The following is a 25,556-nucleotide window of genomic DNA, read 5'->3' on the forward strand; positions in this document are numbered from 1 at the left end:
CAATCCCGAAACGCACCTGCGGCGGGCATCACATATCCGACCTGTCCTGCCACCCATTCAGGCCGCGGAATGTGTTGCGATTTGCCCCTGATCCCGGTGCGGAAAGGGGCGTCAACAATACCGCCCGATCCGTCATATTGTGCATGCCCAAGTGCCAGAGTGTCCGGAAATCGGATGCATCATGACTCGGAGCCTTGTGAATCTTGACATGGGCGCAGCGCTCCCGTCCTACTGCTTGCGAGTGTTTGTAGGATCAAGTCACATCTGGTCCGGGTTCGGGGCCTGAAGATTGGTGGCTGGCTTCGTTGTTAACGAGGGAGCAATTTTATGAAGTGCGTTATTCTGGCCGGCGGCTTGGGAACCCGGCTCAGCGAAGAAACCGTCAGGATCCCGAAACCCATGGTCGAGATCGGAGGCAAACCGATCATCTGGCATATCATGAAAATCTATGCCGCCCATGGCATCACCGATTTCATCGTCTGCCTTGGTTACAAGGGTTACGTCATCAAGGAATATTTCGCGAATTTCTTCCTGCACAGTTCAGATGTCACAATCGATCTGGCCAGCGGCGGGCTTGAGATTGCCAACAGCAAGTCGGAACCGTGGCGCGTGACGCTGGTCGACACCGGCGAGGACAGCCAGACCGGGGGGCGGCTGCGCCGCGTCATGCATCTGCTCAAGGATGAAGAGGCCTTTTGCATGACCTACGGGGACGGGGTCGGGAATGTCGACATCAGCTCGCTGGTCGCGTTCCACAAAAGCCACGGCAAACGCGCCACTCTGACAGCGGTCGTGCCGCCAGGGCGTTTTGGAGCACTGGAACTGGCCAGCGACCAGATCGAACGTTTCGCCGAAAAGCCGGGCGGTGACGGTGGCTTTATCAATGGCGGGTTCTTTGTACTGCATCCTTCGGTCGGTGAACTTCTGGACAACGATGGCGCGATCTGGGAACGCGCCCCGCTTGAGACACTGGCCGCAGACGGCGATCTGATGGCGTTCCGCCATAAAGGCTTCTGGCAGCCGATGGATACGCTCCGCGACCGTCGCCAGCTTGAAGCGCGCTGGCAGGAAGGCAATGCTCCATGGAAGGTCTGGGAATGAAGCTGGGTTCCTCTCCGAAAATCATCCTGCTTGGCAATCTGGGTTATATCGGCCCGGTGGTGGCGTCGGCCTTGCGGAAATCTTATCCCAACGCCAACCTGATCGGCCTTGATCCCGGGTTTTTCTCGGACCGGCTGACCACACATGACGCGTGGCCTGAACGGGTTCTGAACCAGCAGATCATCGCGGATATCCGCGACATCGACGCATCGCTGTTCCAGGGGGCCGATGCGGTTGTCGCGCTGGCGGCGATCTCGAACGATCCGATGGGCGCACGGTTTGAAACCGTCACCACGGAAATCAATCAGGACGCCATCGTCCAGGCGGCGCATCTGGCCGCCGAGGCCGGAGTGTCGCGCTTTGTGTTCGCCTCCAGTTGTTCGGTTTACGGGTTCGCCGAAGGTGATGCCCGGTCCGAGGATGCGCCCCTGAACCCGCTGACCGCCTATGCGCGCAGCAAGATCGGAACCGAGCGCGCGCTTGAGGCCATGGATACGCCGGGGATGCTGCGCACCGCATTGCGCTTTGCCACCGCCTGCGGCCCGTCACCCCGGCTGCGGCTTGATCTGGTCCTGAACGATTTTGCCGCCTGCGCCATCACCGCAGGCAAGATCACTGTCTTGAGCGACGGCAGCCCGTGGCGCCCGCTGATCGATGTGCGCGACATGGCGCGGGCCATCGACTGGGCGATCACCCGGACCGAAGATGCCGGGGGCCAGTGGTTGGCGGTCAATGCCGGGTCGGATGTATGGAATTACCAGATCCGCGATCTGGCCCAGGCCGTTGCCGAGGCGGTCCCCGGGGCCAGCTATTCGATCAACCCCGACGCCTCGCCCGACAGCCGTTCCTACCGGGTCGATTTTTCGCTTTATAGGCAGCTCGCGCCTGCGCATCAGCCGGTTCAGACGCTTGAAAGCACCATCCGGGATCTGCTGCAACTGCTGAATGACATCAACTTTGGCGATGCCGATTTCAGATCGTCACCGCTGATGCGGCTGAAGGCGCTTGAAGAGCATATCCGCAATGGCACGCTGAGCGAGGATCTGCGCTGGAGGATGCCGCAATGACACAACCCGTTTGCCGGAGCTGTGGTGCAGCCCTGACCCAGACGCTGGTCGATCTGGGGCTGTCGCCCCTGGCCAATTCCTATGTGCCGCCCGAACGCGCGGACACGGCCTGCCCGCGGTACCCGCTGCATGCCTGGGTCTGCAACGACTGCTATCTGGTGCAGGTCGAAGACGCCGTGCCTGCGGATGAGATTTTCAACGCCGACTATGCCTATTTCTCCAGCTATTCGGACAGCTGGCTGGCCCATGCCAGGGCCTATGTCGAGAAGATGGTCGACCGGCTTGATCTGGGACCGGATGACCTGGTGATCGAGATCGCCTCGAATGACGGGTATCTGCTGCAGTATTTCGTTGAAAAGGGCATTCCGGTTCTGGGGATCGAACCTTCGGGCAGCGTGGCGGCGGCCGCCGAAGAAAAGGGCGTGCGCACGCTGGTTGATTATTTTGGCGAAGCGCTGGCGCAAAAAGTTGCTGAAACCGAGAAACCTCCGGCGCTGATCACTTCGGCCAATGTGCTGGCGCATGTGCCTGACATCAACGATTTCGTTGCGGGCATCGCCACCCTTCTGACGGGTGATGCGGTTTATACGGTCGAGTTTCCGCACCTTCTGAACCTGATCAACGAAGTGCAGTTCGACACGATCTATCACGAACATTACTCCTATCTGTCGCTGCTGGCGGTCGAGAAGATCTTTGCCAAGGCGGGCCTGCGCGTCTTTGACGTCGAAGAACTGCCCACCCATGGCGGGTCGCTACGGGTGTTCGCCTGTCTTGAAGGGGCCAGCCATCCCGAAGGACCCGGTCTGGCCAAGGTCCGTGCGGATGAAGTTGCGGCACAGTTCGACCGCCCGGAAGGCTACATGAACTTCACCACTCAGGTCGAGGCGCTGCGCGACGGGCTGCTTGCCTTCCTGCGCGAGGCCAAGGCCCGGGGCGACACCATCGCCGCCTATGGCGCGGCGGCCAAGGGCAACACGCTGCTGAACTATGCCGGGATCGGCCCCGAGCTGATTTCCTACTGCGTCGACCGCAATCCGGCCAAGCAGAACACATTGCTGCCTGGCAGCCATATTCCCGTGCACGGGGTTGAGGCGCTGCGCGAAGCACCACCCAATTACGTACTGATCCTGCCGTGGAACATTCGGGACGAGGTCACGGACCAACTGGCCGACCTCAAGGCCCATGGCACCCGGTTCGCGACCGCCGTGCCGGAGGTCAGGATCAGCTGATGGCGCGGGTTCTGCTGACTGGGGCGACCGGATTGATCGGTCGCGCGACAGCTTCGGCCCTGGCGGCAGCCGGGCACGAGGTGGTGACGCTGGGCCGGACAGGTTCAAGCGACATCACCTGCGATCTGCTGGACCCCGCAGCGGTCACCACGGCCCTTGAGGGCGCCCACGCCAGCCGCCTGTTGCATCTGGCCTGGCATGACGGCGCCCGCGACCGATGGACGTCTCCGGCCAATCTGGACTGGATGGCCGCCACGTTGCATCTGGTGCGCGAATTCGCCCGCATCGGCGGGCAGCGGGCGCTCTGCGCCGGCAGTTGCGCGGAATATGACTGGTCGGTGCCGGAACTGACCGAGACAACGCCTTTGCGGCCACACACCCTGTACGGGGCGGCCAAGGCCGGGACCGGGCTGGCGCTGTGCGCGGGGCAGGACGCGCTTGGCCTTTCACTGGTCTGGGCACGTATCTTTTTCGTCTATGGGCCGGGTGAACCACCGGGACGCCTGTTCGGCGACCTGATTTCAAACCTCAGGGCGGGTCGGCCGGTGGATTGCACCGACGGCCTGCAAGAGCGGGACTTCCTGCATGTCGGTGATCTGGCGCGCGCGCTGTCACACCTGCTGGAAACCGATGTGACCGGCGCGGTCAATGTCGCCAGCGGCACCGCAATCCCGGTGCGCAAGCTGATTGAAGAGGTCGCCAACCAGATGCATCACCCTGACCTAATCCGGCTGGGGGCCATCGCCCGCGCGGCAAACGACCCTGCCCGGCTGGCGGCGGATGTGACCCGGTTGCGGCATGAGGCCGGTTTTGCGCCGCAACATGACATCGCCTCGGGCGTGGCTGATATTCTCAGATCCGAAGGGGGACAGACGTGAAGAAACTGCTTGTCCCCCGAAAGAAGTCTTTCATGCGCTTCGCCATGGTCGGCGTGCTGAACACGGCGTTCGGCTATGCGCTGTTCACCGTTCTCAGCCTGTCCGGCCTGCCCCCGCAGATCGCGCTGATCATCTCGTTCTCCGGCGGGGTTCTGTGGAATTTCATGACCCATGCCCGGCTTGTGTTCGACACCAGGGGCATGGGACGGTTGCCTTATTACATCCTGTCCTACCTGGTGGTGTACGCCTTCAACGCCCTGTCGCTGGAGGGTCTGCTGTCCATGGGATTGCAACCGATCGTTGCGCAGGGGCTGATCGTTCTGCCCGCCGCCATTCTGGCCTTCATCCTGATTTCCCGGGTGCTGACAGACCGTTTCCCCTGGCAGCCGGAGGTTTGAAAATGCGTGAAAACAATACCCCGGCACCTCTGCCATCAAAGAGCAACCCGACCGTGGAGTCTGAAAATTTGACATAGACACTGTCCCGCAAGGATAATTTACAGATGCGTCTTTATCTCGCCGATCTCGGCCACAACCTCGTTACCGCAACGTCGGACACCTATCCGCTGGGTGTCGGCAATCTTGCGACCTTTGCCAAAGCCTATGCGAAAAGCCCGACCCCGATTGAGGTCGCGATCTTTCGTGACCCTGAGGAGCTCAAGGTCGCGATCGACACGGCCACCCCGGACGTGGTCGGCTTTTCCAGTTACTCCTGGAACCACCATCTGGCCCTGTCCTTCGCCGACTATGTGAAAGCGGTCGATCCCGGCATCCTGACCCTGATGGGCGGACCCAACTTTCCGCTGACCGAGGAAGAGCAGGAAAGCTGGATCCGGACCATGCCGCAGATCGACATGCATGTGCGCGGCCCGACCTATGAAGGCGAGCGCGCTTTCCTGAGCACGCTGCAACGTTTCATCGATGTCGGCGGCCGCCGCGAAGGCATGTGGGAAGAAGCGGTCGACGGCGCGCTTTACGTACATCCCAACACCGGAGAGATCCTGCGCGGCGGCGAACCGCCCCGCATCCGCGATCTGGACGAAATCCCCTCGCCCTATCTTGCCGGGCTGATGGACAAGTTCTTTGACACCGGCCTGTTTGCGCTGATGCAACTGGCGCGGGGCTGCCCGTTTACCTGCGCGTTCTGCAATTCGGCGGTCAAATCGAACTCGAAAGTGTTCCGTCATTCGTTCGAGCGGACCAAAGCCGATCTGGACTACATCGTGGCCCGCATCAACCATGCCAGCCCGCTTTGTTTTGCCGACGACAATTTCGGCATGTACCTGCAGGATGAAGAGGTGGCCGATTATCTGGGCCATCTGATGGAGAAATACGACTGGCCCAAATACATCCGCACGACCACGGGCAAGAACCGGGGTGACCGGATCATCAAGGTGATGCGCAAGGCCAAGGGCCGCTTGCCGATGACCTCGTCGGTGCAATCCCTGAATCCGGAGGTTCTGAAGAACATCAAGCGCGACAACATCAGCCTGGATACCTATACCGAGGTGCAGCAGGAACTGCACGCCAACGGTATGCAATCCTATGGCGAACTGATCCTGTGCATGCCGGGCGAGACCCGGGAATCCTTTATGGACGCGGTGGATCAGCTGATCGAAACCGGTGTTAGCCGGGTGGCCGCGCATCAGCTGATGCTGCTGCATGGCGCACCGCTGGCCAACCCGGACAGCCGCGAGAAATTCGGTTTCAAAACGCTCCATCGCGTGGTTGCCCGGTGCCTTGGCCAGTATACCGGCCCGACGGTCGTCGAAACCGAGGAGATGGTGGTTCAGTCCGAAAACTTCTCGTTCCAGGACTATCTGGACACCCGCGTTTTCCATCTGCTGCTGACGATTTTCTACTACGAGGACAATTTCGAAGAAGCGTTCCGGCTGGCGCGGTCCCGCGGCATCCGGCCCTTCCTGATCGTCAAGCACATGCAAGACATTCTCGATCAGGCCCCGGAACCGTTCCGGGATGCGGTGGCCGGCTATCTGGAAGAGAACCAGCAGGAACTGTTCGAGACCCGCGCCGATTGCGTTGCCTGGGCGCAGGAAAACTACGAGGGTCTGATCAGCGGTGAACTTGGGGGCAATCTGCTCAGCAAGTACTCGATGATTGGCCGGTTCATCGTGCTGGACGAAGCGCTTGCCTTCCTGAAACGGTCCATCAGCGATCTTCTGGACAAGGACGACCACGAAGCGCACGCGATGCTCGACACGATCATCAATTACTACAGCGCCGTGATGCTGCACGTGCCGTTTTCCGAAACCCTGGAACACGAACCCGTCTGGAGTTCGTCCTTCGATGTCGAAGCCTGGCGGAGTTCGGGCTACGAAGGCGTGCTGCAGGATTATCAGTTCGACGCGCCGCGCGAGTTCCAGACACAGGTCGATCCGCGTGTGAAAACGACCCTGTTGTCCCGGATCGAAACCTTTGGCGAACATGCCTCGGGGTTGGGGCGGTTTACGCGGACGATGTTTGCCAATGACTTCAGGCGCAACTTCGTGAATGCCGAAAACCAGCACGCCGCCGAATAGGCCCCGGACAGAACGCTGAACGCGCTACTCGGCATCCGCCAGATAGACGACCTCGCGCCCCGGGAAGGCCGCGATCACGGCTGCGTTCTGATCGGCCCCCAGATCGCGCAGGAAGATCGGCTTGTCCTGCGGCAGGAACGGATCGTTCAGATACAGTGCTGACCCGATATCACCTTTGGTCGAGACGAAGACCAGAGCGTTGCCCAGTTCTGAGGCCTGTGCCAGCCGTCTGATGTCACCGGTAAACCCGCCATATCCGTCATATTTCGAAACGCCGCGCCACGAGGTGAAGCTGACAACCGAGACCGCGCAAAGCAGCAGAACGACACAGTGCAGGCGACCGCGATACCGATCCGGCAGCCGGTCGTTCACCGCCTCGATCCCGGCGGCGGACAGCACCAGAACCGGCAGCAGCGCCGTATGCCAGTAGCGCGGCCCCAGATAGAACGTGCCGGTAAACCAATAGAAGAACAGCACACCCACAAGGGCCACAAAGATCACCAGCATGGCCCGGTCGAACCCGGTCAGGTGCTTGCGCCAGATGAACACGATCCAGATCGGCACCAGCGACCCGAAGGTCCAGCCCAGCAGTTCGAGGTTGAGCGAAGCAATCCCGTTGACCAGGTTCAGCAGGCCCTCGGCCGGGCTGTGGCCAACCCAGATATCCAGCGCGCCCCAGCTTTTGGCGGGTGGCCCCACATTGGGTCCGAAACCGAACGCGTTTTGCGTGTCGGGCCAGAGACGGCTGAGGTAATCGGATTGCGGGGTCAGCAGCGCATCACCGGTGATCCCGTAATTGAGCAGCAAAAAGACGGAGCCCGACAGGACACCGCCCACGGCGCAGGCCAGCACCTGACCGATCCCTGAAGGCAGGCGGCGCAGCAGCCACAGGCCCGTCAGCCCGCCCACGATCAGCCCGTCCAGCGGCCGGGTCACAAAGCCCCATCCCAGCGCAAGCCCGGCCACAAACGCCAACAGGATCGCCCCGCGCGCCGAAGCCTCTCTGGCGCGGATCAGGCACCACCAGGCCAGCAGCACCACGACCAGCATCACGGAATGCGTCATCAGCGTGGCCCCGATGGCCAGCACCCAGGGCGAGGTCGCCATCAGCAGCGCGACCAGATCCGCGCGTTCCCGGCTGACGGCGCGGCGGACAATGTCATGGGCCAGCCAGACCGAAATCCCGGTCAGGATCGGATTGATCACCCAGGGTGCTCCGATCAGAACACCCAGGCTCAGAACAATGGCCCAGCCCTGCGCCGGAACGCTGATCCATTTGCCCTCATGCGCTTCGAGAAGATAATACTCCAGTGCAGGCTGCGCCGCTTCGGGCGGGGCCGGAGCCCAGAGCGTACCCGCCGCAAAGGTCCGCGCCTGAAAAAGATAGGCCAGTTCATCCTCGACATGGGGCACACGGTCGAACGCCGTCCAGGCGAGGATTGCGCTGGCCACCGCGGCAAAGACCGCCAGAGCGGCAACCGGGATACGCGGCATGTGATCGGGGCCCGCCACGGCGAACATGGCGACCAGCGTGGCCATCTGAACAAGGGACAGCGCACCGCCGACACCAACCTGCAGCCCGAAGGCCATGTAATAGCCATAGGCCACGTAAGGCGTTGCGGACAGGCAGAAGACACCGACCAGAACCATCAGAACAAACAGGCGCAAAATGCCCGCCCCGGCGACAAGACCCCTGATAGCCTCGCGGCCGGCAGGGCGCATCAGAACAGCGCCCGTCAGCACCGCCTGCGCGGCCAGTATCATCAGCATGATCAGGTTTTCAGGCGGGTTGGCGGAAATCTCAAGCCGCGGAAACCAAAGCGGCTGGGTCAGCCACAACCGGGCGGAACTGCCCAGAAGAACCAGTGCGGCCAGCGCCCCGAACAGGGGCAGCCCGCGCAACCAGAAGACCCCGATCAGAACCACCGCAGCCGCCGCCATGACCGTAAACCACAGGCGCAACTCGGCCAGCGTGGCATTGGTAACAGGCGCGTCCATGGCCCAGGCGGGACCTGCGCAAATGCAGAACACAAGCGCAAGGCAGCGCCATTGCCACCGGTTTGTCTGCGCGATCATGCCAGATGCTCTTCTTTGGCCAGGGCCGGATCCCGCGCGGGACCTTCGATATTGATACGTTCCTGTTCCGTAACGATGGGACCGCCGCGCACCTGATTATGGATCGAGGTGATGTATTCCCCCAGCATCCCGATGAACAGCATCTGGATACCCGACAGGAAGAACAGGGATACGATGATGGTCGTTGTCCCGCGCGGCGCCTGATCGGGATTGACGAAAAACAGCACCACAGAGATGAGCGAGAACAGGATACAGGCAATCGCGATCACCAGCCCGCTGATCGTGCAGAACCGCATCGGGGCCCGCGTGAAGGAGAAGATCGCATTCAACGCCTGATCGACCAGCGCCATCAGGCTGTGTTTCGACAGCCCCTTTGCACGGGCTTTCCAGACATAAGGCTTGATGATCCGACGGAAACCGCAGCTTGCGATGATGCCGCGGATGTAGGGATAGTGGTCCCTATGCGCCAGCACCGCCTTCAGAACCTTGCGGTCGATCAGTTGGAACTCTCCGACCGACGGTTCCAGCCAGACATCCGACAGACCGTTGACGATCCGGTAGAAAAGCCCACGCGCATTGCGCATCACGAACCCTTCCTCGCGGGTGCTGCGGGCACCGGCCACTACGTCATAGCCGCTTTCCCACAGTTCGACGAATTCCGGGATCAGCTCGGGCGGGTCCTGCAGATCGACCGGCAGCATGACGACGACCCCGTCACCGGTCGCATAGCGCAGCCCGTTGAAGGTTGACCGGAACACCCCGAAATTGCGGGCATTGACCACCACCTTCACATCCTGATCCTTTGCGGCGATCTCGCGCAGGATGTCCACGGTCCGGTCAGAGGAGGCATTGTCGATGAAAATATGCTCGCGCCTGTAGCCCGGCAGTTCCGTGTCGAAAATCGCCTTTACGGTTTCATAACAATTCGCCACGTTGTCTTCTTCGTTGAAGCATGGCGATACAATGGAAATTGTCTTCATAGCTTTATTTAACATCAAACAGCACCGCTTACCCCACCAATACCCAGGTATAATCATAACATCCCGCGAAGTTCGGGATTCGCACAACACCTAACCTGCAGGAATATCGTGAAATAATGTATGCGAACTGCCACATAGAGGGCTAAATCCCCCTTGTCCGGCAACTATTCCGCCCTGCTATTGTTTCTTGTGCATTTACTCCGTTTAGTATGCCCGGGCATTGTAAACCGACAGTTGTTCAGATGAATCGTAAAATCCGTAGTTCGCTCTTCAAATTTCACACCTGGCTGGGCCTGCACCTGTCGCTGTTTTTCCTGTTCATGTTTCTGACCGGTACACTGCTTGTTGCCGCGATCGAGATTGAAAAGATCGGTCGCCCGGACATCTGGACCATGATGGCCAAGGAAGATCGCACCGCCAGTTTCGGCATGATCTATGATGGTATCAAAGAGACCCATCCCGAAAGCAGTATCTTTCTGGTGATCAAACGCCAGACACCATGGTTTGTGGATCACACTCTTGGTCGCACGGGATGGGGCGAAAAGGTGGGGTTCTGGACAGACCCTGCGACAGGAGCGGTTGTAGGAGAAACACGACCCCTGGGCTTTCGCTCAATCCTGCGCGACCTGCATGACACGTTTCTGACGGAACAGCGGATTCTCTTCATGCTGATCTGCGCCACATCGGTCGTGCTGCTGTTTCAGATCATCAGCGGCCTCATCACCTATCGGCGCTTCTGGAAAGGGTTCTTCCGCTGGCCCAACAATTCGGGGGAGGTGCGTTCCTGGGCCGGAAGAGCGCACCGGTTGACAGCCGTCTGGACAGCCCCACTGCTGATCCTGATCTCTGTAACCAGCTTCTATTTTCTACTGGGCAGTCTGGGCTTTGACGGCACACGCCCGAAACCCGAAGCGCCAAGCCCACGCGACGCGGCACTGCCGGCCAATTTCGATTCTGCCCTCATCGCTCAGGCTGAAGCGCGTGCCCGTGCTGCTCTGCCGGGCCTTGAGCCGCTCCTCATGTTCGTGCCCGAAAAGAAAACCGACAGCCTTGGTTTCTCAGGACCAGTAGAGGGCTATTCGGGTTTCTTTGGCCCCGGAAGCGTGTCCATCGATCCGGTAACCCTTGAGGTTCTGGGCGTCTTCACGCCAAATGATGTCAAAGGTTTTGCCTATTGGAAGCCTTTGATGAACATGCTGCATTTCGGAACTTGGGGCGGTGCGTTCTCGATGGCGCTTTGGATTGTACTCGGGCTGATCGCCTCTGGCCTCGCCTATACCGGAGCCTTGATTTTCGCCACCCGCCAGACCCCCGATACGGTGCATCATGGTTCACTCAGGCGCATATGGCACGGTCTGGGGTGGACCAGATGGGCCTATGTGCTGTTGCTCGCGGGTATTTTATTCACTGCCTTTTATCGCTTTGGCCCGGATTCTTACGATAAAACCAGAGCGTTCCCGACCAACGCACCTGGCACGGTTGCTCGATTAATTATGAACGCCCCTCTCAGGCGTGGCGCGCCTCTCGACATCGAGTTGCTGATCGGCGGGCCGGATGTTCAGTCCGCAGAAATCGAGATTAACGGTGAGGTGGCACCAACGGTTGATTTTGTGCAATATGATGACAAGGCTAGAGCCTATTTTCAGCTCAACCCCGCTGAAACAGAAAACAACATTGTTGCTCACCTAAAAAAATCTGATGGAGAGGAAAAGACCGTCAGTTTCCGCTTGGGTGCACCGATTTGGTAGCAGCGCGCGCTCCGCTCATCAACCAGTATGGGCGGCGCATCATTTTGCACTATCCCCTGGCTTCTTGCGTGCCGGTTTCGGGACCTGTTTCCTCTTTCAGGTGCGCCATTGCGATCAGCAGGCGCAACCTGTCGCGCAAGAGCAATACGGCCAACAGGCAATAAACAACAATCCCGGTTATAGTACCGGCTAGAAGGATCAGAAGCTGAGACACACCTTCCATTTGCCAAACAACTCCAAGCACCACCGCTGCCATTCCTGCCGATAGCAGAAGCGGCGCAAGATGCTGCCGCATCAAAGCCATGCCAGACAGCCCCGCTATATGTCCCAGATTGGCGAATTTGAGGGGCCAGATCAGTAGAAAAACCACCACGAAACCGGCTGTGACAACCGGCAACCCATATGGTGCCAGCACCACGATCACTGCCACTGCCAACGCTACTTCGACCCAGGACAGGACCGCAAGACGCCCGGCCTGACCTGCCGCCAGACAAAAGGTCTGCTGCACCTTCTCGACGCACAGATACATGCCAAATACCGACATCAGGCTCAGAACCGGGGCCGCCGGAGCCCATTTCTGACCGAACAGCAGCACCAGCGCCGGTTCCGACAGAACCGCCAGCCCGGCAAAGGCCGGAAAGGCCAGAAACCCGGTCAGGCGCATGACATCCATCAGCAAATCCGCCGCCTGGCCGCCATCGCGTGCCGCCGCGCCAAAGGCGGGCTGCGCGACGGTACGCAGCGGAGTGATCATGAGGAACGAGGCAATCTCGATCACCCGCCAGGCAATCGCGTAATACCCCGCCTGCACCGGCCCCAGCATTGCGCCGATGATCACCGCGGGCGACTGCACCGCAGCCAGTTCCGCCGCGCGCAGTCCCAGGATCCGATGACTGAAATGCAGGATGGCGCGCATGTGATCCCGTGACACGTCAAAGGCCGGCCGCCACGACACCGCGCCCCAGGCCATCACGATATTGGTGGCCGTCATCGCCAGCCGCTGACCGACCAGGCTCCAGACCCCATATCCCGCCAGTGCCATGCCAATGCCCACGACCCCGCCGACCGCCGCCCCCAGCGCCGCGCGGATGGCCAGAACCCGGAACCGCATTTCGCGGCGCAGGATCGCCACCGGCACCGCCGTCAGCGAGATCATCAATATTGTCGGGGACAATCCGATCAACAATCTTCCCGCAACCGGCTCATTGTAGAAATTCGAAACCGGTACCGCGCCCAGATAAAGCACAATTGTCAGAACCACCCCCAACAGCGCCAACAGCCAGAAAACCGAATTCAGCCGCTCGGGTGACAGGGCATCATGGGTCAGCAGAATGTCCGAGATCGTCTCGCGCACCAGGAATTCGGAAAACAGCACGAAGGCCGCAACCATCGCCAGCAAGCCAAAGGCCTCGACCCCTAATATGCGGGCAAGAATGGCAAAAATGATGAAGTTGAACGCCTGCTCGACCCAGATACCGGCCGACATCCAGGCAACTCCGCTGCTGAAACTCTGCCGCCCTGACATCCGTTTCCTTCCTGCTACCCGAGCCCCGCCATGTGCCAGACGATTCATGCCTCAAACACTCACACCTGCTGCGTGCATTATACGTAAATACAAACTTGACGTCTTAACGGTCGAATTTGGTCAAACTTATTGTCTATGTTCAGTCTGTACGTGTTCGAATACTATACGCAATACAGGGCATTATGCCCGTCACGTTCCACGCGCCATGCAAATCTTGCAACGGGGCTGGGGCAGGGACTATTGAGTGAAAAAAGGTTTTCATTTTCATGAATAAAGTCGCAAAGCCGATGGAGACGAACAGCGCCACACCCGAAGAGCTGATCGCATCGGAAACCGTCGGCATGAGCCTGAGTGTGGTCATCCCCGCCTATAACGAGGAAAATGCCGTTCGTCACACGGTCGAGGATGTGCGCGCCCATCTCGAGCCGCTGAATATCCCTTACGAAATTATCGTGGTGGACGACGCAAGCCAGGACAACACCCGCGCCGAGGCCAAGGCCAGCGGCGCCACCGTCACCTATAACGACGTCAATTCCGGCTATGGTGCCAGCCTCAAGCGCGGGGTACGGATGGCGCAGCATGAGTATGTAGCCATTCTCGATGCTGACAGCACTTACCCCGCGCGCTATCTGCCGGGCATGCTGGCCATGTGCCGCGATCAGGATATGGTCGTGGGTGATCGGGGGGCTGCGATGAAGAACGTGCCGCTGTTGCGCAGACCGGCCAAGAAATTCCTGTTCGCCTTCGCCTCGTTTCTGGCCGAGCGCAAGATCAACGACCTCAACTCGGGCCTGCGCGTTTTCCGCAAATCCGAACTGATCCCGTTCCTGCCGCTTCTGCCGCAGAATTTTTCCTTCACCACCACCATCACACTGTGCATGACTTCGAACGGCAAGCGGATGATCTATACGCCGATCGAATATGGCAAACGGGTGGGTAAATCGAAGATCCGGCCGATCGACTTTCTGAACTTCATCATCCTGATCCTGCGCATCAGCACGCTGTTCAACCCGCTGCGCGTTTTCATCCCGCTGGGTCTGGCGTTCTTCACATTGGGTACGGTGAAGCTCATCATCGACATGTTCTACTGGAACCTCAGCGAAACGGCCGTGTTCTCGTTCCTGGCGGCGATCATGATCTGGTCGCTGGGGCTGATCGCCGACATGATCTCGCGGCTGCATCTCAGACCGTGACATGAGCTGCAAACTGCTTTCCGACCCAAGTCAACGGCGCTGGCTGATCCGGCTGACCGGGTCCGCTCTGGTGCTGGCGATCCTGTTCTGGGTTCTCCCGGCCGAGGCGATCGTGGCGGCGCTCAAGGCAATCCCGATCTGGGTTTTCCTGTGCGTGCTGGTCCTGTTCCTGCTGGCCCATGTGGGTGCGGCGCTGAAATGGTGGCTGTTGCTGAACCGCGGGATTTCGCCCCTGCTGGCCATCCGGGCGCATTATGCCGGTCTGGCCGCCAATCTGTGCCTGCCCGGTGCAATCGGCGGCGATGCGGTAAGGGCCGGGATGACACAGGCGGCGATGAAGGACGGGGCGCAGGTCGTCGCGGGCGCAACCGTCGACCGGCTGATCGACATGGTCACGCTGCTGACCCTGTCCTGTCTGGGTCTGGTCCTGACATCGGAAAGAGCGGCGGGTGGCCACATGATCGCGCCGGTGGCACTGGTCCTGCTGGTGGCGCTGGCGGGTATGGTCGCACTGCCGCGCCTGCTGCCCCTGCCCTGGCGCTATGTCCCGTCTCTGCCCGGTAAGGGCTTTGCGCATCGTCTGGCAGACGCGCTGGCCGGACTGGGGCGTAAACCCGGCACATTGGGCATCGCCTTTATCGCCTCGGTGCTGATCCAGCTGTTGCTGGTCCTGCTGGCTTGGTGGCTGGCCATCGCAGCGGGTATCGATGTGGCCGCCGGGCCGTGGATTTTCGCTTGGCCGCTGGCCAAGATCATCGCGGTACTGCCTTTCTCGCTAAACGGGCTGGGCATACGCGAGGCGACGCTGGCAGGTTTTCTGGCCCCCTTTGGCGCCAGCGCCCCGGCGGTCGTGGCCGCCGGGCTGGTCTGGCAGGTCGTGTTGTTTACAGCGGGCGGGTTTGGCGCGCTGGTTCTGACAATGTCCGGAATGCGGTTTGGCGTTCCGAAAAATTCCCAAAAGGAAAAGTGCAAGTGACGGATGTTTCCCGACCCGAAGGGGGCGACAAGCCTCATATCATCATTCTGGGTGCCGGACCCGCCGGTCTGGCCGCAGCCCATGCCCTGACTGGCCAGGCCCGCATCACGGTGATCGAACGCGCCGCCATCGCGGGCGGCAACTCGGCCTCGTTCCCGATCGAAGGCGTGATCTGCGATTATGGCTCGCACCGGTTTCACCCGGCGGCAGAGCCCGAGGTGCTGCAGGACGTGAAAACACTGCTGGGCGATGATCTGCTGCTGCGCCCCCGGCACGGGCGTATCCGGCTGGGCGGCAAATGGATTCACTTCCCGCTGAAACTGACCGATGCGCTGATGCGTCTGCCCAAACCCTTTGCCGCGTCGCTGATCGGGGACATGGTACTGAAGCCGTTTCGCAAGAAAAGCACGGGGCCCGAGACATTCTCGACCGTGCTTTACGACGGGCTGGGGCCGACGATTTCGGACAATTTCTATTTTCCTTACGTGCGCAAGCTCTGGGGGCTGGACCCCGAGAAACTGGCAGTGACACTGGCGGAACGGCGGGTCGGCAGCGGTTCGGTCGGCAAGATCCTGATGAAGATGCTGCGCCTGCTGCCGGGGCTGCGCAGTGAAACTGCGGGGCGGTTCTTTTACCCGCGCAAGGGGTTCGGACAAATCTCGGGCGCGATGCTGGAAAGCGCGCGCGCAAATGGCGCCACCTTCCTGTTCAACACCGAGATCACCGCCATCGACCGGGACGGCAACCGCATCACCGGCCTGACGATCCGCGACGAAGATGGCGAGCGGCACCTGACCGGCGATCTGATCCTGTCGACCATTCCGCTGACCGGGCTGACGCGCCTGATCGACGCCCCTCCGGCGGAAGTGGTCGAGGCTGCCCGCGCGATCCGCTTCAGGGGCATGATCCTGCTGTATCTGGTGCTGGAAACAGACCAGTTCACCGAGTTCGATGCGCATTACTTCCCGGAACTGTCGATCCCGATCAGCCGGATGTCGGAACCCAAGAACTACAACGCCAGTGGCGAGCCGAAGGGCGTCACCGTTCTGTGTGCCGAGCTGCCCTGCGATCCGGATGAAAAATGGTGGTCCATGTCCGATGAAGAGCTGGGGCAGGAGTTCGCCAAATGGCTGGGCCAGCTGGGCTTGCCCGTCACGGTACCGGTGCGCCGCTGCGAAACCCGGCGGCTGAGCCATGCCTATCCGGTTTACGATGTGGGTTACGAGGCGCGGTTCGATACGGTTGATCAGTGGCTCTCGGATCTGGACGGATTGCTCGTATTTGGAAGGCAGGGATTGTTTGCCCACGACAATACGCACCACGCCTTTGCCATGGCCTATGGCGCGGCGGATTGCATCGACGGCAAAGGCAGTGTCGATCGCGCGAAATGGAACCGGTATCGCGAGGTCTTTGCCACCCATGTGGTGGAAGACTGACCCATGTCCGCCTGGCAGGCTGATATCCTGATGTACCATTCGATCTCGGATGCGCCGGGGCCCACCTCGATCGCACCCGACATCTTTGCCGCGCAGATGCAGGCGCTGGCCGCATCGGGCCTGCCGGTGGTGACGCCGGATGCGCTGGCCAACCCGCCTGCCCCCCGCGTGGTCATCATCAGTTTCGATGACGGGTTTGAAGATTTCGCCGATACCGCATGGCCGATCCTGCGCGATCACGGCTTCTGTCCGATCGTCTATCTGCCATCGGGCCTGATGGGCGGCACCGACAGCTGGGCCGGAGGCAACATCCCCGCCCGCCCCCTGATGGGCTGGGACCGGGTTGAAGCCCTGGCCGGTGAAGGCGTCCGTTTTGGCGCGCACAGCATCAACCACCCCAATCTTGCAGCGCTGGATCCGGAAACGCTGGAAGAAGAGATCTCGGGATCGGGACAGGATATCGCCGCCCGGCTGGACCAGCCCATCCGGCATTTCGCGCCGCCTTACGGTGCGACAAGCACAAGCGTGCGCCGGCAAATCGCGCTGCATTACGACACGTCGGTCGGCACAAGGCTGGGCGTTGCCGGGCCGAAGGATGACATCCACGACCTGCCCCGGCTCGAGATGTTTTATTTCACCGACATTGCCCGCTGGCGGGCGCATCTTGACGGGCGCGGCGGGCCGTATCTTGCAGCGCGCAAACTGATGCGGGGCGTGCGCGCGGCAATACGCGGAAACCCGTGGTGAACAGGTCTTTTTCCACCTGCGGCTATGGCCGGATGCGCAGGGCGGGTTGTACGATCCGGCATATCGGTTCTCAACAAGTGACAGGTACGAACATATGCATATTCTGATTACCGGAGGCGCCGGGTTCATCGGCTCTCACCTGACGGAACGGCTGATCGGGGATGGTCATACCGTCACTGTTCTTGATGACCTGTCGACCGGGCTGATGTCCAACCTTGGCGCCGTCGCCGACCACCCGGATTTCACCTTTGTCGAAGGCAGCATCCTTGACCGTCAGCTGGTGGCCGATCTGGTTGGCCCGGCGGATATCGTTTTCCATCTGGCGGCGGCTGTCGGGGTCAAGCTGATCATGGACGAACCCAGCCGGTCGATCCTGACCAATGTTGCAGGCACCGAGAACGTGCTGGATGCCGCGCTGGTGGACAAGACGCATACCTTCATCGCCTCCAGTTCCGAAGTCTACGGCAAAAGCACGAACTTCCCGTTTCAGGAAGAGGGTGATCTGACCATCGGCGCCACCCGCAACCTGCGCTGGTCCTATGCCTGCGCCAAGACACTGGACGAGTTTCTGGCGCTGGCCCATGCACGTGAATCCGGCCTTCCAGTCACGATCCTGCGGTTCTTCAACACCACCGGCCCCCGGCAGACGGGGCGCTATGGCATGGTGCTGCCGAACTTCGTGAAATCCGCGTTGGAAGGCGCGCCGCTGATGGTGCACGGCACCGGCGAGCAGTCACGCTGTTTCGGCCATGTGGCCGATGTGGTCGAGGCCATGTGCCGGCTGATGACGCTTCCCGAAGCGCGCGGCGATGTTTTCAATGTCGGCACCGATCAGGAAGTCACGATCCGCGCTCTGGCCGAACAGGTCATCCAGACAACCGGGTCTGTTTCGGAAATCCAGTGCGTGCCTTACGAAACGGTCTACCCCGAAGGGTTCGAGGACATGCAGCGCCGCCTGCCCGATGTCTCGAAACTGCAGCGGGTCACCGGGTTCCGTCCGATGCGGACGCTGCAGCAGATCATCGATGACATTGTCGCCGAAATGAAGCATCCGGTTTCAGCATGAGCGGTCAGGTCCTGTCCCGTGACTGACCTGGTCATCGGCTCGGGGCCGTCGGGCGTGTCCGTGGCCATGGCCCTGCTGAGCCGGGGCCGTCAGGTTCTGATGCTGGACGGGGGCCGCCGGCTGGACGCCCCCGCCCGGGAACGGCGCGACGGGCTGGCCGCCAAAGACCCGGATACCTGGACCGCTGCCGATGTACAGAGCTGGCAGGCCCCGCAATTCGACACCCCGCCCGGACAGGTGCGCCGGTTCGGATCGGATTTCGCCATGGTTCCGGGGGCAGAGACGCTGGTATCGCCCGAGCGGATCGGGTTGCGCGCCTCACATGCAGCTGGTGGGTTGTCCAACCTCTGGGGCTCGGCGGTTCTGCCCAACCGCGCCGAGGACATCGCCGACTGGCCGATCGGAATTGATGACCTGTCACCGCATTACCGCTCGGTCGCGGAATTCCTTCCCATAAGTGGTCGGGTGGACGCATTGCAGACCCTGTTCCCCGCCCTTTCCATGCAGGAACGCGCGCCCCTGACCCCGTCGCCCCAGGCCGAGCGGCTGCTGGCGCATCTGGATCGGCGCAAAACCCGGTTGACGGAACTGGGTGCCCATGCCGGAGCTGCGCGGCTGGCTGTCGGGACCGGCTGCCGGTATTGCGGCCAGTGTCTGCATGGCTGTCCCTGGGGGCTGATCTATGCATCCGGCCAAACGCTCGACACTCTGCGCCGCCACTCGGCCTTTCAATACCGCACCGGCCTTGTCCGCCACTTCGATGAACACCCCGATCAGGTCACGGTCACGCTGGACGATGGCGAAACCCTGCAAACCGACCGCATCTTTGTCGCCGCCGGGGTTCTTGAAACGGCACGGCTGATGCTGGCGTCGTCTCCGGACCCGGCAGCGCGGCTGCAACTGCAGGATAGCCAGCATTTCTTTCTGCCCAGCCTGCACCGCTGGCGCGCGCCGCGTCGCCCGGACAGAAGGCCCTATCACACCCTGCCGCAGATCTTCATTGAACTTGATGACCACGAAATCTCGCCCCATCTGGTCCATGCGCAGGTCTACACCTGGAACGAGTTCTACGCCCACGATCTGATCAGCACTTATGGCTCTAAACTGCCCGGATCGGCCCCATTATGGCGGCGGCTGGCGCAACGGCTGGTCGTGGCGCAGGCGTTTTTGCATTCCGCCCACTCCGCCCGGATCGACCTGACACTGGCCGCAGACGGACGGCTGGCCCCGACCGTGCAGGGCAATGACGAAACCGAAAAAGTCATGGAACGGGCAACATCCCGGCTGGCCCAAACCCTGAAGCTGGCGGGGCTTGTCCCGCTTGGCTTCGCCCGGCGTCCGGGTGATGTGGGATCAAGCTTTCATGTTGGCGGCTCGGTCCCGATGGCCAAGGCACCCGAGTCCGGACAATCCGACATCCTTGGGCGGCCGCACGGGTTGTCACGGGTGCATCTGGTCGATGCCTCAAGCCTGCCCAGCATCCCGGCCACGACTATCACCTTCTCGGTCATGGCCAACGCCCATCGCATCGGGACACTGGCCCCGTGACGCCCGGCTTCCTCCTCTAATTCAATTCCCGAACGAGGCGGATGGTATGCCCATAGCCACGGTTGTAGTGATGTGGCCCGACACGAAAAGCAGATCGGTTCTGCCAGGCCGGAGAAGCCGGGCCGCCTCCACGAACTGTCCGGAATTCGCAGGCGTCCTGCACATAAGGAGAGCCGTCGATTTTCACGGGATCATGATAGGCTTCGTAGCAATCCTCGACCCACTCAAATCCATTACCATGCATGTCATAAAGCCCGAAATCATTGGGTGGATGCCGACCGACGGGTCCGGGCTTTCGCTCGGGCCATATAGAGGAACAGTTGACGCAGACGGCATTGTTCCTGCCAATGTCGTTGCCCCATGAGAACCGCGTTACCGTGCCGGCCCGAGCGGCGTATTCCCATTCGGCATCCGTTGGCAAACGATAGGTGTGTCCGGTCTTTGCGCTCAGATAAGCAGCGTAAGCTTTTGCGTCGCTCCACTCGACCTCGGTCATAGGCTGATCGTCGCGATAGCCCTTTCCTAAATCGGGAAGGAACGGATCACGCCCGGTTATTGCCGACCATTCCGGGTCTTCCTGCGCCTGCCGCCATTGCGCATACGTGATCTCATAGCGGGAATAGGCCAACGGGCGCGAAATTTGCACCAGACGTCTCGGACCCTCGCGGTTAACTAGCTTCAACTGAGTCCGAAGGGGCGTGTGACTAAATAAATGTGCATGGCGGCCCTCTTCAAAGATCGGAGAACCGAGCAGGAAATACCCCTTGGAAACCTCGACCATCTCCGGGCAGTCTGTGCAGTCGCGAAAGACGCGGCCGGGTGTAACCATCTGAAAACCCGGCTGGTGCAATGGAAGAAATTGGGACGTTATGAAAAGCGCGGTTCGTTGCAACGTTGACAGCTTTGGTTCAGGCAACTGGTCCTGGTCCGTGGTCGCGCGCATAGTGGTCTCGAGATCACGCAGCGCCGTGTTAGCAATAACGATCATTAAGATGACTCCGGCCAGCAGCACAAAGACCATCAGCAATCCCGACAGCATGATCCCGAACAACCGCAGCACCCATCGAGCAATTCGCTCGAAAAAAGAGACCTTCTCCGGGCTGGTCGAAGTTCTATTGAGCGTCATTGAAAAGTCCTTCTTGATTGTCCCGAAGGCTGGCAGGCATTTGGTTCATCACTCCAAGCTCAAACGCACCCGCCTCCAGTGCCTTGAACAGCGCGCGGTCGCCTTTGGCATGCGCTGCGCGGGCCAGTGTGGCGCCATATGCCCCAAGCACTGAAGTTTCGTGCCAGATATCCAGAAACGCCTGGCGCGCGGCCCTGCCCTGCCCCGCGCGCCGGTCGGGTTGGTGTTGCAAATAGCGCATCGCCGCGATCAGATCGTCTTCGGTCTCGAAAAGCGACCCGCCGCCTGCCCGCCCGACGATCTCCGGGAACGGGCCCAGCCGCCGGGCGATCACCGGTGTGCCCAGCCGGAAGCTTTCGATCAGGATGATACCGAAGGTCTCATAGCAGACCGACGGCACGATCAGCCCCAGCGCGCCTCGGTAATAGGCGTTCAGCTCGTCAGGTGTTTTGCGGCCCAGGAATTTAATCCGGTCATTGCCTGCGGCCTGTTGTTTTAGTTCATCCGCGTAATCTCCGTCCCCAAGGATCAGCAAATCAGCATCCGGATAACGATCAAAGGCCGGGAACACGTTCTGCAGCCCTTTGATCTTTTCCAACCGTCCGACGAACAGGAAATAGGGGCGCTCTTGCGCCGCCGGTTCCGGCAGGGCGCTTTGATCCAGGTCGGGTAGGAAATAGGGCAGCACCTGCATCTCCTGCCGCAGGCCAAATTCGCGATGCTTGGCGCGGCTGAATTCGCTTTTGGCGATGATCAGATCCATGTGGTCCAGCGCCCGATCCAACGCGCCGGTATAGCGCCAGAGCTGCGGCGGGCGCTTGTAGTTCAGCACGCAGCGCAGGCATTGGCGATCGTCGCACAGCTCGCGTCCGTGCCGCCACAGAACATGGGTAGGACAGACCAGCCAGTGCTCATGCGCCTCATATATCTTCAGCCCCTCGCCCATCGGCAACAGACCGGGCCCACCGATCAGGGACGTGTTGTTGTGCCAGATGATATCCGGTTGCCGTTCGGCGAGTATCTCGCGGATGTGGGCTGCGTGCACCACCGGACGACCTAGCTGTTGGGTCAGCAGGTTCGACATCATCCCGTTGCGCCCGCGAAGTCCGATCCGCCGCACCCCGTCAGGCGGTCCCTCGGGCTGGGGTGTGCCGCCAAGGATCAGATAGCTGTCTTCGTCATGCACCACCGTCACATCGTGCCCACGCGCCACCAGCGCCCGGGCCATGCGCTGAATACCTACGGCGTCGCCACCGAAGGAAAAGGGCGGGTAAAATGTGGTGAACATCAGAATGCGCAAAGACTGCATGCGAATTGTACCGGATTACCAATAACTTTCCGGTATCAAACACGATCCTCGCCACAATCGAAAGGCACAAGCCACGCGGCTGCCCGGTTCGCGCTAGGTGTTGCGGGCTTGCTGCAGATGAATGCAAGCTGCGGTGGTCCGCCTTCATGACATGGGCAAATACCATGCGCGTGTTATGATTGCCCGATTGTTGAAAAATTTGGCCGATACCTACACAAAAATGCAGACCGCCCCTTCTTCAAATCCCCTTCATGTTGTCGAAATGGGCTCCCAGTTTGGCATGGGCGGTATCACCCGGCATATCCTCGGGCTGAGCGACTGGCTGGAGGCAAGGAACCATCGCATCACGCTGGCGGGCACCGCCGATATCTGGGCGGGTCCGGATCGGGGCGCCGGATTTCTGGACCTGCCCACCCGCTATGTCGCGGGCGACGGCGGCAGCATCATCAACCGGCTGCGTCATACGGCGAGCGCGGCCTGGCGGTTGCGGCGATGGCTGGCGGAAAATCCGGTCGATCTGATCCATTGCCATGAATCCGCGCCTGCACTAGTTGCCAGTTTGGCTTGCACTGGGAGGCGCATTCCGGTTGCCGTCACCTATCACGGATCGGAACCCGAGCGGATTGCCGCCTTTGGCCGGATTGCCGCCAAATGCGACCTGGTAATCACGCCCAGTCATCGCTCGGCCGAGGATCTGGCCACGATCGGGAATGTGCCAAAGGACAAATTGAAGGTGATCGGTCTGGGCGTATCCCCTCCGCCCGAGGACAACGCGGAGGATATTGCCGAATTACGAGCCAAGCTGCTTGGGGATGGCGAGCGGGTGATCCTGACGCTGGCCCGTCTGCAACCGCAGAAGGGGGTCGATATTCTGATCGATTGCGTTACCCGGATGAAGCAGACCCACCCCGGCTATCGCTTTGTCGTCGCCGGTGACGGGCCGGACGAAGCGAAGCTGTATACTCTGGCGCAGGAAAAAGGGGTTGGCAAGCACCTGCAATTCATCGGCCGAACAGACAAACCGATCCGTCATCTGCGCGCGGCGGACCTGTTCCTGCTGACCTCGCGGTGGGAGGCGTTGCCCTTCACGATCGCCGAGGCCTTTCAGGCCGGAACACCCGCCGTGGCCACCGCCTGTTCCGGCGTGGTCGAACTGATCGACGACAGTGTCGGCGCGGTGGTGCCTATCGGCGATATTGATGCGATCTGCACAGCTGTGGCAGATGCCCTGTCGGACGAAGGGCACCGGAAAACCCTTGCGAAAAACGCCCTGAAACGCAGCCGGGAAGATCGCTTCGACCCGGACTGGGTGCATCGCCAGTTCGAAAAAACCTACTACGATCTGGTGGGACGGTCGCGCGGCTGACGCCTGTTCCGCCGTCATATATCGCGCGCGCGTTCTGTTGCTACTTTCTCGGCAATCCGCGCCCCTGCACGAGCTGACAGGGCCATGATGGTCAGGCCAGGGTTCTGGAACGGATTGGTAGGGAACGACGCCGAGTCCGTGACATGAACATTATGACAATCAAACAATTCCAGATCCCGGTTCAGGACGTGCCGGGTAGGGTCATCGCCCATACAAGCCCCTCCGGTTTCGTGGATCGACGACCCCGGCTGCAAAGCCCCATCGGGAGTATAGACCAGCGGTCCGGCCAACTTATACGCCAGTTTCGAGATCAGGCTTTCGCGCGCCAGCAGATCGTCGGGTAGCCCGAAGGTTTGTGAGACATCCTTCAGCGTTTCGTTCATGTCCTGCACCATCGCGCGCTCATTGTCGGAATGGCGCAGCGTGACCTTTGGCGCGGGAATGCCCCACGCATCGTGTTTGTTCGGATCAAGCTCGATCCGGTTTTCGGCACGCGGCAGAATTTCTCCGATCGCCATGAAGAACCAGCCAGGTTCGATCCGCCCTACGGAGCCCAGCAAAGAATAGCTGCGCAAGAATCCACAATCCTCGGGCCCGCCGCGATTGCGGAAACCGGGAATATAGATGCCGGACTGAGCGCCAAAGTCATAAGGATCATGACTTGGTCCCAGCCCTTCGATTTCAGGCATGGTGCCCGCCCGGAAGACCATCAGATGATCCGACAGGTAGCACCCCAGATTACCCGATGAATTGCCCAGCCCCCGCACATGCCCTGGCCCGTGAGAATTCAGCAGAAGCCGCACGGATTCAATGGTCGAGGCGCAAACCGCAATCACCCGCGCCGTCACGACGTGTTCCTGTCCGCTGGCCACGTCGATATAGCGAACTCCGGTCGCCAGACCCGTTTGCGCGTCCGTTTCGATCTTGGACACCACCGCCCCGCTGCGCAGTTCGAAATTCCCGGTTGCCTGTGCCGCTGTCAGGGGCAAAGGCGTTCGCGCGGGCACATGGCGAATGATCCGACAGGTGGTGGCAGGGCGATCCGGCCATTTCTGCGCAAGCTCGGCCATGATCCGGCGTTCCGCTTTGGTCAGCGGGTGCGGTGCGTCGTAGATACCGTCGGGCAGGTTCTCGATCTCCGCCGCCTCGCCTGCAACACCCAGAAACTGTTCAACCCAGCCATACCAATGATCGAGATCGGCATAGGAGATCGGCCAGCTGTCGCCAAAACCGTCCTGTTCGGCAGCCTTGAACTCCTGATCCGAAAGACGCAGCGCATTGCGCCCCCAGAGATGCAACCGCCCACCCACCTGACGGGACCGGAACCAGTTGAAATGAGCACCACCCGGCGTGGTGTAGGGATTCTGCCGGTCATTGACGAACAGATGCCCGGTCAGGGGCGTGAAGGACATGCAGCGGGCCTGCACATGCTGCCCCCGCAAGATCGCCATGACGCGGCTGAGGATGCTGACACGGGATCCGCCTGCGCGATCACTGTCGGGGAAATCTTCCAGGGGGTCCAGCACACGCCCGGCCTCCAGCATCAAAGTCCGGCAGCCGCGTTCGCTTGTTTCTTTCGCAACCCATCCACCGGCTGCGCCAGAGCCAATGACGATGACGTCATATTCTGGTCGGGTTGCCTGCAT

20 protein-coding genes are annotated in these 25,556 nt (G+C 60.8%); 14 read left to right on the forward strand and 6 right to left on the reverse strand.

Going from position 1 to position 25,556, the window contains the following annotated elements; genetic code table 11:
- Positions 1-327 precede the first annotated feature (327 nt).
- The 6 genes from rfbF (at position 328) to AC2FIR_RS20385 (ending at position 6,814) form a co-directional block, all read left to right on the forward strand.
- The gene (gene rfbF / locus AC2FIR_RS20360; RefSeq protein ID WP_170617050.1) at positions 328-1,101 is read left to right on the forward strand and encodes a glucose-1-phosphate cytidylyltransferase; all 774 of its coding nucleotides are present in this window, start codon (positions 328-330) and stop codon (positions 1,099-1,101) included.
- The gene (locus AC2FIR_RS20365; RefSeq protein WP_496716762.1) at positions 1,083-2,168 is read left to right on the forward strand and encodes an NAD-dependent epimerase/dehydratase family protein; all 1,086 of its coding nucleotides are present in this window, start codon (positions 1,083-1,085) and stop codon (positions 2,166-2,168) included. Before rfbF ends, AC2FIR_RS20365 begins: the two co-directional genes overlap by 19 nt.
- Complete coding sequence (locus AC2FIR_RS20370) at positions 2,165-3,397, forward strand: methyltransferase domain-containing protein (RefSeq protein ID WP_496716763.1); 1,233 nt, start codon at positions 2,165-2,167, stop codon at positions 3,395-3,397. The genes AC2FIR_RS20365 and AC2FIR_RS20370 overlap by 4 nt, the downstream gene beginning before the upstream one ends.
- The gene (locus tag AC2FIR_RS20375; RefSeq protein ID WP_496716764.1) at positions 3,397-4,275 is read left to right on the forward strand and encodes an NAD-dependent epimerase/dehydratase family protein; all 879 of its coding nucleotides are present in this window, start codon (positions 3,397-3,399) and stop codon (positions 4,273-4,275) included. Before AC2FIR_RS20370 ends, AC2FIR_RS20375 begins: the two co-directional genes overlap by 1 nt.
- A complete protein-coding gene (locus AC2FIR_RS20380) occupies positions 4,272-4,673 on the forward strand; it encodes a GtrA family protein (protein WP_170617056.1) in 402 nt (133 codons plus the stop codon). Before AC2FIR_RS20375 ends, AC2FIR_RS20380 begins: the two co-directional genes overlap by 4 nt.
- Positions 4,674-4,777: 104 nt before the next feature.
- Positions 4,778-6,814 (forward strand): B12-binding domain-containing radical SAM protein, encoded by a 2,037-nt coding sequence (locus tag AC2FIR_RS20385; protein WP_496716765.1) that lies wholly within the window; start codon positions 4,778-4,780, stop codon positions 6,812-6,814.
- A 24-nt stretch (positions 6,815-6,838) separates the two neighbouring features.
- Here AC2FIR_RS20385 and AC2FIR_RS20390 read toward each other — a convergent pair whose 3' ends face one another.
- Both AC2FIR_RS20390 and AC2FIR_RS20395 read right to left on the reverse strand, forming a co-directional pair.
- Positions 6,839-8,890 carry a glycosyltransferase family 39 protein gene (locus AC2FIR_RS20390; protein ID WP_496716766.1) on the reverse strand — a complete coding sequence of 684 codons (2,052 nt, stop codon included), beginning with the start codon at positions 8,888-8,890 and terminating at the stop codon, positions 6,839-6,841.
- Positions 8,887-9,885, reverse strand: a complete 999-nt coding sequence (locus AC2FIR_RS20395) for a glycosyltransferase (RefSeq protein ID WP_496716767.1) — start codon at positions 9,883-9,885, stop codon at positions 8,887-8,889. The genes AC2FIR_RS20390 and AC2FIR_RS20395 overlap by 4 nt, the downstream gene beginning before the upstream one ends.
- A 227-nt stretch (positions 9,886-10,112) precedes the next feature.
- On the opposite strand from AC2FIR_RS20395, the gene AC2FIR_RS20400 reads away from it, so the two are divergent.
- Positions 10,113-11,618, forward strand: coding sequence for a PepSY-associated TM helix domain-containing protein (locus tag AC2FIR_RS20400; RefSeq protein WP_496716768.1), 1,506 nt, complete (start codon positions 10,113-10,115; stop codon positions 11,616-11,618).
- 49 nt (positions 11,619-11,667) lie between these two features.
- Here AC2FIR_RS20400 and AC2FIR_RS20405 read toward each other — a convergent pair whose 3' ends face one another.
- Positions 11,668-13,104, reverse strand: a complete 1,437-nt coding sequence (locus AC2FIR_RS20405; RefSeq protein ID WP_170682298.1) for a lipopolysaccharide biosynthesis protein — start codon at positions 13,102-13,104, stop codon at positions 11,668-11,670.
- 305 nt (positions 13,105-13,409) lie between these two features.
- Between AC2FIR_RS20405 and AC2FIR_RS20410 the strand changes: the two genes are divergently transcribed.
- The 6 genes from AC2FIR_RS20410 to AC2FIR_RS20435 all read left to right on the forward strand — a co-directional run bounded on the left by AC2FIR_RS20410 (position 13,410) and on the right by AC2FIR_RS20435 (position 20,109).
- On the forward strand, positions 13,410-14,336 hold the full coding sequence (locus tag AC2FIR_RS20410; protein WP_496716769.1) for a glycosyltransferase family 2 protein: 927 nt from the start codon (positions 13,410-13,412) through the stop codon (positions 14,334-14,336).
- A gap of 1 nt (position 14,337) precedes the next feature.
- Complete coding sequence (locus AC2FIR_RS20415) at positions 14,338-15,312, forward strand: lysylphosphatidylglycerol synthase transmembrane domain-containing protein (protein WP_496716770.1); 975 nt, start codon at positions 14,338-14,340, stop codon at positions 15,310-15,312.
- On the forward strand, positions 15,309-16,748 hold the full coding sequence (locus AC2FIR_RS20420; protein WP_480813993.1) for a protoporphyrinogen/coproporphyrinogen oxidase: 1,440 nt from the start codon (positions 15,309-15,311) through the stop codon (positions 16,746-16,748). The genes AC2FIR_RS20415 and AC2FIR_RS20420 overlap by 4 nt, the downstream gene beginning before the upstream one ends.
- Before the next feature lie 3 nt (positions 16,749-16,751).
- Positions 16,752-17,495 carry a polysaccharide deacetylase family protein gene (locus AC2FIR_RS20425; RefSeq protein WP_170808184.1) on the forward strand — a complete coding sequence of 248 codons (744 nt, stop codon included), beginning with the start codon at positions 16,752-16,754 and terminating at the stop codon, positions 17,493-17,495.
- A gap of 94 nt (positions 17,496-17,589) precedes the next feature.
- A complete protein-coding gene (locus AC2FIR_RS20430) occupies positions 17,590-18,561 on the forward strand; it encodes an NAD-dependent epimerase/dehydratase family protein (protein WP_496716771.1) in 972 nt (323 codons plus the stop codon).
- An 18-nt stretch (positions 18,562-18,579) separates the two neighbouring features.
- A complete protein-coding gene (locus AC2FIR_RS20435; RefSeq protein WP_496716772.1) occupies positions 18,580-20,109 on the forward strand; it encodes a GMC oxidoreductase in 1,530 nt (509 codons plus the stop codon).
- Positions 20,110-20,125: 16 nt separating this feature from the next.
- On the opposite strand, the gene AC2FIR_RS20440 is transcribed toward AC2FIR_RS20435, so the two are convergent.
- Positions 20,126-21,235 (reverse strand): formylglycine-generating enzyme family protein, encoded by a 1,110-nt coding sequence (locus AC2FIR_RS20440; protein WP_496716773.1) that lies wholly within the window; start codon positions 21,233-21,235, stop codon positions 20,126-20,128.
- Positions 21,222-22,544: a glycosyltransferase family 4 protein gene (locus AC2FIR_RS20445; RefSeq protein ID WP_496716774.1), complete on the reverse strand. Its 1,323-nt coding sequence runs from the start codon at positions 22,542-22,544 to the stop codon at positions 21,222-21,224. Before AC2FIR_RS20445 ends, AC2FIR_RS20440 begins: the two co-directional genes overlap by 14 nt.
- A gap of 262 nt (positions 22,545-22,806) precedes the next feature.
- On the opposite strand from AC2FIR_RS20445, the gene AC2FIR_RS20450 reads away from it, so the two are divergent.
- Positions 22,807-23,910, forward strand: coding sequence for a glycosyltransferase family 4 protein (locus AC2FIR_RS20450; protein ID WP_496716775.1), 1,104 nt, complete (start codon positions 22,807-22,809; stop codon positions 23,908-23,910).
- Between the two features lie 14 nt (positions 23,911-23,924).
- Here AC2FIR_RS20450 and AC2FIR_RS20455 read toward each other — a convergent pair whose 3' ends face one another.
- Complete coding sequence (locus AC2FIR_RS20455; protein WP_496716776.1) at positions 23,925-25,556, reverse strand: GMC oxidoreductase; 1,632 nt, start codon at positions 25,554-25,556, stop codon at positions 23,925-23,927.

Source organism: Ruegeria sp. CDSB136 (genome assembly GCF_059610965.1).